The organism is Paenibacillus sp. P32E (assembly GCF_001909085.1).
Classification (GTDB): domain Bacteria; phylum Bacillota; class Bacilli; order Paenibacillales; family Paenibacillaceae; genus Paenibacillus_AQ; species Paenibacillus_AQ helianthi.
This window is the reverse complement of sequence record NZ_LVYY01000046.1, coordinates 83,383-99,010: the sequence shown is the minus strand read 5'-3', so window position 1 is coordinate 99,010 and position 15,628 is coordinate 83,383. Positions and strand designations below refer to the sequence as shown.

General features: G+C 49.4%; 12 protein-coding genes and 1 riboswitch. Of the genes, 1 reads left to right on the top strand and 11 read right to left on the bottom strand.

Features of this window, described 5'->3' with window-relative positions:
• The first annotated feature begins 219 nt into the window (after positions 1-219).
• A complete protein-coding gene (locus tag A3848_RS25030; RefSeq protein WP_074087577.1) occupies positions 220-1,122 on the top strand; it encodes a hypothetical protein in 903 nt (300 codons plus the stop codon).
• 72 nt (positions 1,123-1,194) lie between these two features.
• Here the strand turns inward: A3848_RS25030 and A3848_RS25025 are convergent, their stop codons facing one another.
• From A3848_RS25025 to A3848_RS24975, 11 genes are all read right to left on the bottom strand, one after another.
• Positions 1,195-1,911 (bottom strand): DUF2953 domain-containing protein, encoded by a 717-nt coding sequence (locus A3848_RS25025; RefSeq protein ID WP_074087576.1) that lies wholly within the window; start codon positions 1,909-1,911, stop codon positions 1,195-1,197.
• 171 nt (positions 1,912-2,082) lie between these two features.
• Complete coding sequence (gene scpB, locus A3848_RS25020) at positions 2,083-2,688, bottom strand: SMC-Scp complex subunit ScpB (protein ID WP_074087575.1); 606 nt, start codon at positions 2,686-2,688, stop codon at positions 2,083-2,085.
• Positions 2,657-3,448, bottom strand: coding sequence for a segregation and condensation protein A (locus tag A3848_RS25015; protein WP_074087574.1), 792 nt, complete (start codon positions 3,446-3,448; stop codon positions 2,657-2,659). Before A3848_RS25015 ends, scpB begins: the two co-directional genes overlap by 32 nt.
• A 224-nt stretch (positions 3,449-3,672) precedes the next feature.
• Positions 3,673-4,143 carry a 6,7-dimethyl-8-ribityllumazine synthase gene (ribH, locus tag A3848_RS25010; protein ID WP_074087796.1) on the bottom strand — a complete coding sequence of 157 codons (471 nt, stop codon included), beginning with the start codon at positions 4,141-4,143 and terminating at the stop codon, positions 3,673-3,675.
• A 38-nt stretch (positions 4,144-4,181) separates the two neighbouring features.
• Entirely contained in the window at positions 4,182-5,435 is a 1,254-nt protein-coding gene (locus tag A3848_RS25005; RefSeq protein ID WP_074087573.1) for a bifunctional 3,4-dihydroxy-2-butanone-4-phosphate synthase/GTP cyclohydrolase II, read from the bottom strand.
• Positions 5,436-5,498: 63 nt separating this feature from the next.
• Positions 5,499-6,167: a riboflavin synthase gene (locus tag A3848_RS25000; protein WP_074087572.1), complete on the bottom strand. Its 669-nt coding sequence runs from the start codon at positions 6,165-6,167 to the stop codon at positions 5,499-5,501.
• A 23-nt stretch (positions 6,168-6,190) separates the two neighbouring features.
• Positions 6,191-7,291, bottom strand: coding sequence for a bifunctional diaminohydroxyphosphoribosylaminopyrimidine deaminase/5-amino-6-(5-phosphoribosylamino)uracil reductase RibD (gene ribD, locus A3848_RS24995; RefSeq protein WP_074087571.1), 1,101 nt, complete (start codon positions 7,289-7,291; stop codon positions 6,191-6,193).
• 222 nt (positions 7,292-7,513) lie between these two features.
• A riboswitch (FMN riboswitch) is annotated at positions 7,514-7,684 on the bottom strand.
• 97 nt (positions 7,685-7,781) lie between these two features.
• On the bottom strand, positions 7,782-8,183 hold the full coding sequence (mscL, locus tag A3848_RS24990; protein WP_074087570.1) for a large-conductance mechanosensitive channel protein MscL: 402 nt from the start codon (positions 8,181-8,183) through the stop codon (positions 7,782-7,784).
• A gap of 276 nt (positions 8,184-8,459) precedes the next feature.
• Positions 8,460-11,951, bottom strand: coding sequence for an LPXTG cell wall anchor domain-containing protein (locus tag A3848_RS24985; RefSeq protein WP_074087569.1), 3,492 nt, complete (start codon positions 11,949-11,951; stop codon positions 8,460-8,462).
• A 628-nt stretch (positions 11,952-12,579) separates the two neighbouring features.
• Positions 12,580-13,881, bottom strand: a complete 1,302-nt coding sequence (gene melA, locus A3848_RS24980) for an alpha-glucosidase/alpha-galactosidase (protein ID WP_074087568.1) — start codon at positions 13,879-13,881, stop codon at positions 12,580-12,582.
• A 183-nt stretch (positions 13,882-14,064) separates the two neighbouring features.
• Positions 14,065-15,621, bottom strand: coding sequence for a glycoside hydrolase family 76 protein (locus A3848_RS24975; RefSeq protein ID WP_074087567.1), 1,557 nt, complete (start codon positions 15,619-15,621; stop codon positions 14,065-14,067).
• Between the last annotated feature and the right edge of the window lie 7 nt (positions 15,622-15,628).

Below are 15,628 nucleotides of genomic sequence, written 5' to 3'. Positions count from 1 at the left end.
CTGCGGTCTGAAAAGATAAGGGAAATGCCTACTCTTGTTACAGTTTGCTCATATATCGAGCATGATATGTACAATGGGTGATAATAAAAATACAGCGGCTATAATAAAGCTTTTGGTGATCTTCCCAGATCTAGCCTTCGCCAATTCGCCTCACATAAAAACCGCCGGGGAGGCCAAAATGATGGCTAAGCAGAAAAATCTGTATGTGGAGGCTGAGAAATGATTTTCGCAAAGATCTGGCAGGCGGATATGGAGAGCAGCGGAGTGATCCCTTTAGTCAAGGGCTTAAGCGACGGGCAAAAGGATATACACAATGGATATGTGGTCGTAGATATGAACCCCCTGTCCGGGCAATATTCTGGAGAGGGAGATGACAGCAATGAAATTAAGGTTTTCAAGGAGGTCGTCATTCCGGATGGCAAACGGCTGTCCTACGATCTGTTCATGCAGCTTCATAATTATTATGATCAGAGCTTCAAACAGAGGGATCCGGCCTCTCCTAAAAATATCAAGGAAATCAATGAGTTTCTAGAATATGCTGCCATTACGGCACCTATGCGCCTCGCCCGCAAGTATGCTGAGGATTACCATCATATCCGGGCAGGCTGTTCCAAGGAAGAATGGATAGATACACTCCGCTCGATCTGGTTCAGAGCAAGTAAAGGGGACAGCCCCTCCTATTTTGAGCAAGTATTTATCGGAGAACAGGGTGGTAACCGCCGGACATTCGGCGAACATCATTTTTGGTACCATTATTGTGTCAATAACGGTCCTGTTGAGTCCATACGGAATGAGAACTCTAATGTCCTTATTAAGCATATTGATGTTGGCCGGTCCGAAAAAAGTAATCTGGCAGAAGTCATTACGTTAACCTATACTTATGAAGAAATAAGGAGTAACGGCAGCAAAAAGAACCAGGTCAGGGATCTTGGCGGATTTTTTGTAGGCACCAGCGCAGAAGGCCTGATGGCCCTGGGGACAGTGGCCTATCTGGATGGCCGTGCGCAAATCCCCATGGAGCTCAACGGAGAAGCTTTTGACTTAATGATGTACAGAACGGAAGATACTGCTAAAAATCCGCTGAGCTTTTCCCCCAGGTTCAAAACCCCGGTGCATGTATAAGTCACTAAAAGACAATAAAAAAGGCAGGACGCGGTATATACTGCGTCTCTGTCTTTTTAGCTTTCACTATTCTCACGCTTCCTCACGGGGAGTTTGGGGCTTGCGGCTTAACAGTTCCTTCCAGCGCCGCAATCCGCCTTCTACTTTAGAAATTCGCCGCAAGAGCACAAGCCCTGCAAATAAAGTGTATCCCATGGATAGCTTCCCTACGATTACTGCTTCTGTGGAGAAGCACATCTCATCCCGGAAAACCGGCGCAACAAACAGCTTCGGGGCTTTTTTCAGCCGAACCAGACTGGATATCCAACCTGCAAGCGTCCACTTTATCCCCCAGAATGCTCCCGCTGCCGTTGCAGTACCTGCCGCATCCCCCAGTGAGAAATCTGTGGACCAGTCAAACTTTGTAATCTGGAGATGGGATAACGTACTTGCGAGCCATTTTTTCAGACCATAGGTTGCCTTCAGTGCTTTGCGGATTTTCCGCAGCCATTCCGTAACCAGTTCCTTGTCGATTTGCTCTTCTTCATCTTTATCTGTGCGGACAGGTGTGATGCCGCTTTCTTCCAGCTTCACTTTGATACCTTCTTCCATTCCCTGAAACACTAGCGCAGGCAATTCATAGTGAAATTTGACCAAGCCAAAGACGGCTTTGATATCCAGCTCGATCCGGTCATCTGACCCCAGCCTGCACAGCCGGAAATGAAAATGTATGTATGAAGTCAGTATTACCAGCAGCAGTACAATCACAATCAGCAACAATGTCAGGGGTATCGCCAGCCATAACGTCACGAAAGTAACCTCCATGCAATTCTATAATTAGGGGCCTTTGGTTTAGTATGGCTATTCACCTGGAAAACATTCTATATTCTCACAAAAAAGCCCCATACCCTCCATCATGCTGCAATCCTGCATCATAACGGGGGTATGGGGCTATGCTTATTCATATACAAGTACGTTACTTTATGCCTGTTCTGTATCCTCAAAACTCATCTGGCTGTCCAGCTTGCTGAACAGGAGCTGTGTCTCCTCTTCCAGATCGTCAGAGGTACCATCGAAACTTGAAGGCTCCGGTAGCTCCTTCAGGTCCGCCAGCCCAAAGCTTTCGAGGAACGATTTCGTTGTTCCGTAGAGGATGGGACGGCCTACTGCTTCTGCACGTCCCACCTCATGGATCAAATCCTTGTTGTTCAGCGTATGAATTGCCCGTTCCGACTTTACACCACGGATCTCTTCAATCTCTACCCGGGTAATCGGCTGACGGTAGGCGACGATAGCCAGCGTCTCAAGCGCTGCCTGAGACAGCGATGAACGTGAGGGCGAATAGGCGAGCCGCTCAAAATACGGCGCATGGTCCGGCAGGGTTGCCAGCCGGTAGTTTCCGGCAATCTGAACCACCTGCAGACCACGTTCCTGTGAGACATAATCCTCTTTCAGTTCCTCCAGCGCTTTGCCGGCAATATCCGGCCGCTGCTCGGTGATCTCAGCGATCTGACGGACGGACAGCCCCTCATCGCCGGACAAGAACAGCAGGCCTTCAATAATCGATTTCAGCGTTTTGTATTCCACTAAGTGCTTCTCCTCCTCTCCACTCCATGATGATGTCATCAAATAATTTCTCCTGATAGCATAATATCGCCTTCATCTTCATCAGCTCCAGGATTGCGAGAAAGGTAACCACGATTTCATGCCTTGCCATCTCATCATCCAGCAGGGCAGAGAAACGCATTCTGCCGCCTGTTCCTTTGCGCTGGAGAGCTTCCGACACATCCCGTATTCTGTCCTTCACCGAAATTTCGTCCCGGGTAATACGCTGATAAGAGGATCTTCTGGCAGCCTTGCTAAGCGCTTTACGAAATGCGGCGATCAGATCGGCGGTATGCAGTCCCTTGAGCGTATTGTCAATTTGGGCCGGAACAAAGGGACCCAGATCCTCCGGCTCCTTGGTGAAAATCAGGCTTCGTTCACTCTCCATATCCAGCAGCTGTACGGCAATGCTCTTGAACTTACGGTATTCAATCAGCCGCTGAACAAGCTCTGCCCGCGGGTCGTAGCCGTCATCCTCGTAATATTCGAAATCCTCGATTTCGATCACCGGCGGCTTCGGCAGCAGCAATTTGCTCTTGATCGACAAGAGTGTTGCGGCCATTACCAAAAATTCGCTGGTAATATCCAGTTCAAGCTCCTGCATGCTCCGCAGGTATTCCATGTACTGCTCGGTGATCTCGCTGACCGGAATGTCCTGGATGTCGATTTCCGCCTTGTCAATTAAATGCAAGAGCAGATCGAGCGGACCTTCGAACGTCTCCAGCTTATACAGTACAGTCACGCGGTTTCCTCCCGCCAAAAAAAGTAAAGTGCAGCGCCGCCCGGGCGCTACACAAGTAGAAAGTTCTTATAGTTCATGCTTTCTTCTTATACATATAAATAAGCACGATTTCTGCCGATTCGTCAAGAGGCTCCCTTACTCAAGTAGAAACGGCTTCGCCTACTTTCAGGTGCCGTATCCGCGAGAAATAGAAGAATAATTTATTGCATAAAGCATATCAATTCTTATTTTTTAAAGAGTTTGTTCAGGTTCGCCATTTCAATAGCAGCAGTCGCAGCATCCCAGCCTTTGTTACCGGCTTTGGTTCCGGAGCGCTCAATGGCCTGCTCGATGTTCTCGGTTGTAACCACCCCGAAAATAGTCGGGATGCCGGTCTTGAGATTGATTGCCGCTACACCTTTAGCAACCTCGTTGCACACATAATCATAATGTGTCGTAGATCCCCGGATGACGGTGCCAAGCGTAATTACCGCATCATATTTGCCGCTTTCGGCCATTTTTTGGGCAATCAAAGGAATTTCAAACACTCCCGGAACCCAGGCTACATCCACTTCATCATCAGCTACACCATGACGCTTAAAAGCATCGAGTGCACCGGACAGCAGCTTGCTTGTAATGAACTCGTTAAAACGCCCTACAACTACCCCGTATTTCAGTCCTTCGGATACTAAATGTCCTTCTAAATAATTCGGCATTGTATTCATCTACCCTTCATTAGTAAGTGTTATGGTGGTTACAGCTTGGAATCCTCATTTTGCTCAATGTTGTCAAAAGTCAGCAGGTGGCCGAGCTTGGCCTGCTTGGTATGGAGATAATTCGTGTTGTCCTTATTCTCTGGCATTTGAATCGGCACACGTTCCACAACCTCAAGACCGTAACCTTCCAGTCCCTTAATCTTGCGCGGATTGTTGGTAAGCAGCCTGATCTGGCTCACTCCCAGATCCTTCAGAATCTGTGCTCCAATTCCGTAATCACGCAGATCCGCAGGAAAGCCCAGCTTGAGGTTGGCGTCTACGGTATCCAGACCTTCCTCTTGAAGCTTGTAGGCGCGGAGCTTGTTGATCAGACCAATACCCCGGCCCTCCTGGCGCATGTAGAGCAGAACACCGCGGCCTGCCGCTTCAATCTGACGCAGCGCTGCTTCGAACTGTGGACCACAGTCGCAGCGGTGGGAGTGGAATACATCGCCGGTTAAGCATTCGGAGTGCACACGTACCAGGACCGGCTCCTCACCGGAAATATCCCCTTTGACCAAAGCGACATGCTCTTTGTCATCAACTTCATTCGTGTAAGCGATTGTCTGGAATACGCCGAAGTCGGTCGGCAGATTTACCGACACCTCACGGTTGACCAGGTGCTCCTTCTCATTGCGGTAATGAATCAAGTCCTTAATACTGATCAGCTTGAGATCATGCTTGCGCGCAATCTCCACCAGATCCGGCAGACGGGCCATTGTCCCGTCTTCCTTAACGACTTCACAGATCACGCTCGCCGGATAAGCGCCGCACATGCGCGCCAGATCCACAGCAGCTTCCGTATGGCCGGACCGCCGCAGGACACCGCCCTTCTTCGCAATCAGCGGGAACATATGGCCCGGTCTGCGAAAATCGGAAGGCTTGGCATTCGGGTCCATCAGGGCCTGAATGGTCTTTGATCTTTCTGCGGCAGAGATGCCTGTAGTCGTATCCTTATGATCGACGGAGACGGTAAAGGCGGTACCATGGTTGTCGGTGTTATTCGCCACCATAGGCTGGAGATCCAGCTCCTTCGCCCGTTCTGCCGTAATCGGCACGCAGACCAGTCCGCGTCCCTCGGTAATCATGAAGTTGATCACTTCCGGTGTGGAGCGTTCGGCTAGCGCGATGAAGTCCCCTTCATTCTCACGGTCTTCATCATCAACCACGATGATGACCTTGCCGCGCATCAGATCATAAATCGCGTCCTCAATCGGGTCCAGAACACTGTCTTTCTTTGCTTGCTGACTCATCTTTCTGTCCTCCTGACAGCTTTACGTTAACCCTTGCGGGCTAGACGTAAGCCTGATCATAATTTATACAAACCCGTTCGCCGCAAGAAAGTCGTGGCTGATCCGGGAGCTGTTCTCTTCTTCCGCATTCCCTGAACGTGAACCATAATTCAACAGGTGGTCCACATATTTACCGAGCACATCGCATTCGATATTGACCCGGTCCCCGTTTCGCTTGTGAGACAGGACCGTTTCACCGAGTGTATGGGGAATGATTGATACTGTAAACGTAGAGGCGGACGTGTCAACCACGGTCAAACTGATGCCATCGATCGTAATGGAACCTTTGGGAATGATGAACTTGAAAAGCGATTTACGCTCCGGCGCTATTTCGAAGACCACCGCATTCTGATCCCGCTTGACCGAACGAATCTCACCGGTTCCATCCACATGTCCTTGTACAATATGTCCCCCGAAACGGCCACCTGCAGCCATGGCACGCTCCAGATTCATCTTGCTTCCGCTGCGCAGCTCCTTGAGTGTGCTGTTGCGGTAAGTCTGGGGCATAACATCTACGGTAAAAGAATGATCTCCGAGCGATGTCGCCGTCAGGCAAACACCATTGACGGACACACTATCGCCGATCTTCAAATCATCCATAATGAGGGAAGCGCCGATATTCAGCACCATCATTTCGCCGCCGCTGGTAACCCCGCGCAGGACACCGACCTCCTCAATCAAGCCTGTGAACATGTGATCCCCTCCTGAAATTTGCTTTAACGGATAGGCGTCCCGCTGATACACACATTATCCCCGAGCAGTTCGACTTCCAATCCTTCGAGTGTGATCGCGCTCTTCATCAGCTCTACACCGGCAAAGTCGAAGGTTCCAGGTGCAGCTGCACCTCCACCGACAATCTTCGGAGCGAAGAATAGAATCACGCGGTCCACCAGCCCGCTCTCCAGCATAGCGCCATTGAGCGTTCCACCACCCTCCAGCAGGATTGAACCTATCTCTAGTTCACCTAAAGCGCGCATTGCCGCCTTCAGATCCACACGCGGTCCGGTGCCGCTGACAACGATCTGCACACCAGCGCCGAGCAATGCCGCCCGCTTTACCGGATCCGCCGATTCTGTAGTAACGACAATAGTAGGTGCCTCGCCATCACTTACGACAGCGGAATCAAGCGGAATCCTCAGCATAGAGTCAATCACGATGCGAACCGGATTCAGTCCTGGTACATCCATTCTGGTCGTTAAGGAAGGGTTATCGGCAATCACCGTGTTCACACCGACCATGATTCCCTGATGACGGTGCCGCAGCGTATGTACGATCTCCCGTGCCTGGCCATTGGATATCCATTTGCTGTCCCCTGTCCGGGTCGCCAACTTTCCATCAAGAGTGCTGGCGCTCTTTAGGGTGACAAAAGGCTGCTTTGTCAAAATATACTTGATAAATTTCTCATTCAGACGTTGTGCACGGCTGCTAAGCAGGCCCACTTCAACCTCAATCCCCTGCTCGCGAAGCATCGCAATGCCTCGTCCAGCAACTTGAGGATTAGGGTCCTCACAAGCCACAACCACACGGGCTACGCCTTCATCAATCAGCCTTTGGCTGCAAGGCGGAGTCTTGCCATAGTGGCTGCAGGGCTCAAGAGTTACATAGGCTGTACTGCCTTGAGCCTTTCCTGCCGCCATATTCAGCGCATGCACTTCAGCGTGGCCTGTTCCGCGCTGCAAATGGGTGCCCAGCCCGATCATGGCACCGTCTTTCACAACAACACAGCCGACGACCGGATTAATCCCCGTCTGCCCTTGCGCTCTTTCCGCCATATCCAGGGCCAGTGACATATAAAATTCATCGTTCATTGTATCCATGTCATGCCTCCGATCCTAGCTGTATCTTTCCTGATTCCGATCCAAACAGAAAACCCGCCTCAATCTCCAGGTGGAGTTCAAGACGGGTTATACGAGAGTTTACTGGCAGTACTAAATAAAACTGTGCGGTTCACAGTCAAAAAATTCAAATGTGAAAGTTCGCACATAATATTCGATAACACTGCAGCACGCCTGTCTATATAAGCACAGCACGTCAGTCAATCTCTCCTTCTTCCATCCAGACTATACTGTCGGTCCCGGAATTGCACCGGGTCCACCGTCCGTATGAGACATACGAAGCGGGTAGCGGACTAAGCAGCGCCATCGGCATTTTCAGCCAATCGCAGAAGCATCACCGCCGGTAGGGAATTACACCCTGCCCTGAAGGATTGATCATATTTAATTAGTTTCAAGTTTTGCCTACAACAAAATTATCACTTTGACACAGGAAATGCAAGTGCGTTTATGAAATTAACTTTATTTATGTAACTTAATTATCTTTTTGAATCCGAGTATCTGCACGCAATAAATCACGGATCTCGATCAGCAATGCTGCTTCAGGAGAGGGTGCCGGCGGCTCGACGACCTCAACTTTTACCGTTTCCTTGCGCTTAAAGCGGTTAGCCAGCTTCACCACCATGAAGATAGAGAAGGCAATAATAAAGAAATCAACCACTGACTGCAGGAACACCCCATAGCTCACTACCGCCTTTCCATGAGTGAAATGTAGTCCGCTTAAATTAATGCCTCCGGTGATTATCCCTATCAGCGGCATAATAATATCGGCAACCAGCGAGGATACAATTTTCCCAAACGCTGCACCAATCACCACCGCTACTGCCAAATCGAGCACGTTGCCCTTCAGGGCAAACTTTTTAAATTCCGACCACATTTGAATTCCCCCAATGTTTTGAATTTGAAGTTATTATATCATCTCTAAAACCTTTTTAAGAAAGTATTTAGCATGTTTCAATGAGTCGGCTGTAAACCGAAGGCGGATACTGCTGTGCCCGTTCGTAAGCGTTCTGAGACTGCTGCCGGGAAACCGGGGCACGGATTCATGCATGAGGGAGCCTAGAGATTGAAGTCAGGTTACCGGCCTATATTAAAAATGCACGCGGCAATCACTCTGCCGCGTGCATTAATAACTATATGATGAGGGTGAAGCTTACTGTTTGCGTCTTCTGAATACCATACTGAGGATAAAGCCGACAAGGATCAGACCCAGACCTGCCAGGTAAATAGGCAAAGGACTGTTCTCTCCAGTCTGCGGCAGCTTGCCGCCTGAAGCCTTGGCAACCGTTCCTTTTGGAACGTCATCGTCGTCGACCTCTACTCCGCCAAGCGGTATGTCATCATCAATCGATGTTACAGCCGTTGGTGATGCAGAAGGTGAAGAAGACGGCGTTAATGACTGTGTTGCGCCCGGAGTTACTACAGCACCTGCAGGAATCTGCGGCTCTTCGATAATAACACCCGGTACTTCAGTCACTGCAGGAGTTGGTGTAGGCCCTCCCGGAATAAAGCTTGGCGTTGGTACTGTTGTTGGTACTACCGTCGGTGACGGAGTTGGCGACACGGCCGGTGATCCTGTCGGCGTTGTGGACGCAGATGGAGCCGGTGACGGTGATTCGCTAGGTACTGTAGATGGTGTTGGCGTTGGCACCGTTGATGGTGTCGGCGTCGGCGTCGGCGTAGCCGGTGTCTGCTTCGTATTAAGCACAGTCAGGTTGATATTGGCTGAAGAGCCAATGGTGACCGGATACTCACGGGAATCCAGCGTATATCCTGAAGGAGCAGCCGTTTCAATCAATACATAGCTGCCCAGCCAGATATTGTTGAACACCGCACGACCCTCTATATCCGTGGTCCGGGTATTGACTAGCAGACGTTCAGAGCCGTTCAGACGATAAAGATCGAACGTTGCCCCTGCAAGTTTTAGTGCGCTGTCTGCTGCGTCCAGCTTTTGAACAGTCAGGGTTCCACGTACACCGCTGCCGGTTCCCGAACCGCTGGAGACACCTACAATAATCTCTTTAGTAGTGTCCTGGGTAACCAACTTCACATTATTACCGCTTAGATTGACGGTATTGGTCAGCTTATCCCCGGTATTCGCAATGATCAGCGATTGATAATCCACAATATATGCGGAATGAATATCATGGAGGAAGCTGAGGATGAATTTCTGCTTACCGTCAGCATCAGCGCTGATGTTCAAGGTATAATCTGCATCTTTTACGAGCTCCGGAGCACTCTTGCTAACCTCCCCATTCACTCCTACTGTAGTAGGATAGAGGTGGAAGGAATCGGGAAGCAGGATCTGGTTCGAGCTTGGGATGTCCGTCAGCACCGCATTCTTCACAGTGGATTGTGAGCGGTTGACAACCATTGTCCAATTTAGCTTATCACCATTCTGCAGGCCATCCTTAAAGACATATTCCCCTCCGTAAGGAATGTTTACAGAAGCAGTTAAATCCTTGGATACTTTTTGGGTGCCATCCAAGAGCTTTGCTGTGTTAGACACTTTGGAATCAATCAGTTGTCCTTCCAGAAATGTATTGAACACTACATAGTAAGGAGAATTTATGGCATTTATAAATTTAATCTTTAGCTCGTTGCCGGTTCCGACAGAATAACTATATGCATTCTTGGGAACCTCTAATCCCTGGGACGGTTTACCATTAGCATCGATATTCATGTTATAGACCCTGAGCGAGCCATCCCCCATGGTCTGTCCGGAGGTCAGGATATCGGTTATATTCGGGTCGGCAATCGCCTTGCTGTTGTAATTGATTCCAATGGTCCAGGTGAACATTTTTTTACTAGCATTATAGGCTCCGGTTTTGAAACCGTTATTCTTGACCTCGGCACGGGGAATGAATAATCCCTGGGCTTCCGTCCAGAGCGGCGGGCCTTCAATGTCCTGCCAATCCACCCGGGCGTTGTTCACAAAATTATCGGTGTTGCCATAAAGCCAATCATTGTTGAATTCTGTGCGGTAGGTGATGGTATGGGTTACTGAGAGAGGCTTCGTAAACTTGAGCTTGAACCCGGATTTGGGCTCACCCGGTTTATTCAGTTCCCACTGGTAATCGGACTCACTCAGGACTGTGCCGCTTGCATTCCTTACGACCAGAGTTCCCGGAATGAACTTTTGCCCTCCCTGCGGGAAGGTATCCGTCACCACTACGTTATTCATTGGAAAGTTGTCACCGTTCACGGTGATTTTCCACTCGGCAGTATGATTCGTGTAATCTACACCTGACAGAGTTTTATAAATGACGGCCGGACGGATCTTCTGTGTCGCGTCTACACTGTAGGTGCTGTCCGAGACATTATTGGTAATGGTGGTGTCCTTCAATATACGACTTAAGGACTTGGTTTTATATTCAATACGGTAGGCTGAAGAGATACCGTTCAGGAACTCCAGCTTGAAACCGTTTTTCTCAACATCGATTAAGCCAGTTACTTTATAATCCACGTTCGGCAGAAGAGGAGTTCCCTTGATCGCCGTACCTGCAGAATTCAGTGTCACCGGATAGACCACTAGGGAATCCGAAACCAGGCTTTGCGTATAGTTGAAGTAGTCCTTCAGTACCGCGCTGCCTTGCGGAATCACCTTATTGTTATAGTTGTACTCGATCGCCCAAGTAATGATCTGCTTACCCCATTCATAGTTCGTTGCCACCTTATTCAGGCTTCCGCCACGCTGGATGGTTACGGTAGAGGATGAGCTTACAGGATCACGTCCTGCCCCTGTAAAAGTGGCCGTATTCGTGAAGCTGTTCAACGAATCACTGACTACCGCCGTCGAATAGGCAATACGGTAAGCACCGCTAATGACAGGATCCGTGAAGCGCACAGTCAGTATTCCACCCGTGACTTCAGCCGCATATTTGCTGGTGTCAACCAATGCACCTACAGTGACTGTGCCATCCAGTTGTATGCCCAGTTGATATACAGCCATTGAAACAGTACTGTCCATAGATAAGCCTTCAGGAATCGGGTCAGTAATCACAGCTCCCGTTACCGGCTCCAGCTTCTTGTTGACATCGACAGTCCAATCAATATGATCTGCATTGAAGCCGCCCGATACGCCTTTCTTCTCAATGGTTGAACCCACAGATGGCTTGAAGTTAACCGTAACCGTCTGGGAGCCGCCGTTGACAGGGAACACGATTTCCTGGGTTGTACTGCCCGAAATGACCTGTTTGTCAAATTGAGTTTGAATGCTCAAAGTCCCCTGAACATTGTCATGAGTCTCGATATAGCTGTTGAAGCTCATGAGCACCTGATGGGTGGACTGGCTGACCGTGAAGGTGCCTACCTCCCCGTCATCCGAAATCAGTGAACCGTTAATGTCGTTGAACAGCTGGAATTGTGCCGGAATCTGAAACGCAAACGTATCTCCAGCAACGTATCCGTGTCCATTCGGAAGCGACCATGTGTAGTCCAGTTTGACTTTGGAACCCACCTCATACACATTGTCTGTCACCGTCTGGCCATCCTGCCCGTACACAGCCATCGACACACTGGTTATAATGTCTCTGTCATTCTCAATTCCTGCAGCCGTAGCCTGAGTAGTAAACCCTATGCCGTATGCATATTGCACTAACAGCATGAGGATGACCAAGGCCACACTTATTCTTTTTTTCACCATACTTAAAAGCCCCCGTTCCCCATTGATTTTTAACTTCGCAAATCCTCTTGCCGTACCGCTGCCCAAGATTACCGCAGAACTGCCCAGGTATAGACATACTCCGCTTGAAAGCCAGTTATGTATTCCGGAATATCCTGCGCCATCTTATGTGAATTTCCTCTATGTTTTTCTTCTCTGGCCAGAGTCTGCGATATATACTTATATCACCGTAGTATAGATCATTAGAATCAGAAATTGTTAAAATTCCGTATTTTTATTTTTTGTTAAAAATTCCTTGCCGTCCAAGGGGGAATCCCCTGAAACGTCAAGCTTTTTTTGCCCGCAAGCATGCTAACGATTTCATAATGTTTCTCAGCTTCGCATTTCATTTCCCTGACTTTAGTCGCATGTTTCTGCGTGGTATCTACGGAATTGCCGGAGGATCCGTTCAAACCCGGGATTTTAGGGAGTCCATTCGCTGGTGCTTGTACTGTGTTGATATTACCGGGAGGGCGGATTCCAGCTAGGATACATCACTCAGGAGGTGTGGAAAAAGGGCAGCTATCTACATGCGGAACAGGCATACCCCGCTTATCTGGCAGGGTATGCCTGTTCTGAAAAAAGATGATTCATCCATCCGTTATCCTATTTATTTAAACTCTGGAAGCCAATTCCCATGCGCTGCTATCATTTCATCGCACATGGATACAATATCATCCAACGACAGCTCGGCGGATGTATGCGGGTCCAGCATGGCTGCGTGATAGATATGTTCTTTTTTACCGGTTATTGCCGCTTCAATGGTCAGCAGCTGCGTATTAATATTTGTTCGGTTCAGCGCGGCACATTGCGGCGGCAGATCGCCCACATAGGTAGGAGCCACTCCGCTGGCATCGACAAGACAAGGCACTTCTACACAAGCTTCACGAGGCAGATTAGTGATTAGTCCGGTGTTCAATACATTACCCCCGATTTTAAAAGGCACATTGGTTTCAATGGCTTCCAGAATATACGAAGCATACTCTTGGGAGCGTTCATGATGAAGCGATGTATTATTGACCAGTTCCGCACGCATCTGCTTCCACCCGCCAATCTGCTCCACACAGCGGCGCGGATATTCGTCCAGCGGAATTTGAAATCGTTCAATCAGCTCTGGATAGCCTTTTTTGATGAAATAGGGATGATATTCCGCATTATGCTCTGATGATTCTGTAATGTAATATCCGAATTTCAGCATCATTTCGTACCGTACCATATCGTGATGACGCTCTTGCTGCTGCTTCTCGGCGGCCCGGCGCTTGATTTCCGGATACAGATCCTCCCCGTCCTTCGTAACCTCCAGCAGCCAAGCCATGTGATTAATGCCGGCGATCTTCGCCTGCACACCTGTCTGGTCCATCCCAAGCGCTTCGAATAAGCCTGGAATACAATGCTGCACACTGTGGCACAATCCAACCGTCTGTACTCCGCCATACGCATTCATTACATTGGTCAGTACAGCCATCGGGTTCGTGTAATTCAAGAACAGAGCGTCCGGGCACACCTCACGGATATCAGCGGCAAAATCAAGCATCACCGGAATCGTGCGCAGATTGCGGAAAATGCCTCCAATGCCGACAGTATCCGCGATTGTCTGCCGGAGTCCGTATTTCTTGGGAATCTCAAAATCTGTAATCGTACAAGGATCGTAACCGCCTACCTGGATCGCATTGATCACGTACTTGGCACCGCGCAGCGCTTCCTTCCGGTCGGTATAGGTCTTCACCATACATGTGCTGCCGGTGCTGGCCTTAATATTGTTCAGCATGCTTCTGGAATCCTCCAGCCGTTCCAGATCGATGTCGAACAAAGCAAGCTCAAAGCCCTGCAGGGCCTCTGTCCCCATACAGTCACCTAACACATTCTTGGCAAAAACTGTACTTCCGGCACCGATAAATGTAATTTTGGACATCATTCATTCTCCTTCTCATTAACTGTACTATTCATTAATTAATATAGGTGATAACGCATACAATGCATATGGAGAAAGACTAGAGAAGTATGGATAATTGTCGCATGATATACCATGCTATGATAGTTAAGAGGGTGACCCGCCAGCCTGTTTCCAGGCTCTGGGTCACCCTCTGTTAACGATTTACAAACCGCTCAGCAAATCCACATTCAGATAATTCGAATTCCCCAATGTGCTGTCATACCCCAGTTGAATTGTATTGGAGCCTGCATTCAGCGGTATTGATACGGATACAGTTCCGTAGGTACTCCAGCTCGAGGTTGAATTGAACACCAGATTGGCTGCAACCACAACTCCATTCACTTTTACATATCGCGATGCACTGCCGGCGGCCGCAGCGTAACGGAAGGTCACTGTTTTGGACCCAGATGTATTCTGGTTAACATAAAAGTCGATGGATGTTCCGGTCGTGTTCCACCCTCCCACATAGCCTCTTCCGCTAAAACCGGCATTGGTGCTTTCATTAATCATCCCTCCGCCGGAGGCCAGGGTCCGCCGCGCATTCTCCGCTTCATATGCGCCGTTCCCGGCAATATAGCCGGTGTAGCCGTCAGCTGGTACAAGCTGGAGAATAGAAGCTCCCGCTGCTGCAGCCAGACTTTGCACATAGGAAGTGCCTGTAGGGCGGAGCCAGTCGCTGCCAATAATCTGATCGGAGACCCGCCGGTGATTCCAGGCTTGTGTAGCGTTTTGCTGAAGAAAACTTAAATATTGCGTTTGACCGCCTTGTACGCGCAGACGGTTCAGGTTACGGATGAAGACCATTTTGAAGCCGGCGGCATCATTTTCCCCTTCATACATCAGGCTTTGAGCGGACACCATTTTGTTCACAACATATTGGGCGGCAGTATTGGCATCTGTGAGATAAGCGGAAGTTCCAGTCGCCTGGTACATAGAAACGGCGGCTCCGAGAAAAGTTCCATAGTTATAGGTAAAGTCCCAATCCTTGACGATGCCGCTGCCCGTCCCTTCGATATGATCGTTGACCTTGCTCCCGTTCACCAGAGTTGACTTGGTCCAGTTGTAGATTTGAGTGGCTTTGGTCAGATATGCGGAATTATTATAGGCATTGCGGAGCTTGACGGCCGTCATGACCATTGGAGCATTGGTCGCCATGTTTTTTTGGGCGTTCGCCTGTCCCGGAGTATGTGCGTCCCTTCTCCACCAGATGCCCCCGCTATAAGCCGTGTCCCATTCCGAATAGATTTGGTCGAACAGATAGCTCCCGCGGTTAAGGTACTCAGCAGTTCCGGTTAGTTCGTAAGCCCTCATACAGGCCAGTGCCCACCAGCCCAGATCGTCATTGAACGCATTGGTCATCATATCAGGATACTTGGTATTGAAGCCGGTATAGATATTATCAATCATCGTCCGGTATACCGGGCTGTTAGTGCGTTCGTATGCATCCATTACCGTTTCCCAGAGCTGTGCTTCCCACCAGAAATCCGTATAGAGGCCGCTATCCGGCCCGTATGCGTGCTCCGGGTGAATCTGATGGTCGCTATTGACAAAGAAGTATTTTGCGGATGAGTCGTAGAAGACATTTACCAGCGCCGTCATGGCATCATCAGCATTTGAAGCGGTGAAGGCCTCCGCTTTCGAACCCGCACCAGGAGTGAGCAGAGATAGGGCCAGCACGGCAGGCAAAGCGGCGGAACAGAGTTTTTTCCAGTGGGTCACGTTCATT

Excerpts from the sequence above, each read along its gene's own strand:
- A3848_RS25030 (WP_074087577.1), top strand. The coding sequence starts at position 220 with ATGATTTTCGCAAAGATCTGGCAGGCGGATATGGAGAGCAGCGGAGTG.
- ribH (WP_074087796.1), bottom strand. The coding sequence starts at position 4,143 with ATGCCGAATTATTTAGAAGGACATTTAGTATCCGAAGGACTGAAATAC.
- A3848_RS25005 (WP_074087573.1), bottom strand. The coding sequence starts at position 5,435 with ATGAGTCAGCAAGCAAAGAAAGACAGTGTTCTGGACCCGATTGAGGAC.
- A3848_RS25000 (WP_074087572.1), bottom strand. The coding sequence starts at position 6,167 with ATGTTCACAGGCTTGATTGAGGAGGTCGGTGTCCTGCGCGGGGTTACC.
- ribD (WP_074087571.1), bottom strand. The coding sequence starts at position 7,291 with ATGGATACAATGAACGATGAATTTTATATGTCACTGGCCCTGGATATG.
- mscL (WP_074087570.1), bottom strand. The coding sequence starts at position 8,183 with ATGTGGTCGGAATTTAAAAAGTTTGCCCTGAAGGGCAACGTGCTCGAT.
- A3848_RS24985 (WP_074087569.1), bottom strand. The coding sequence starts at position 11,951 with ATGGTGAAAAAAAGAATAAGTGTGGCCTTGGTCATCCTCATGCTGTTA.
- melA (WP_074087568.1), bottom strand. The coding sequence starts at position 13,881 with ATGTCCAAAATTACATTTATCGGTGCCGGAAGTACAGTTTTTGCCAAG.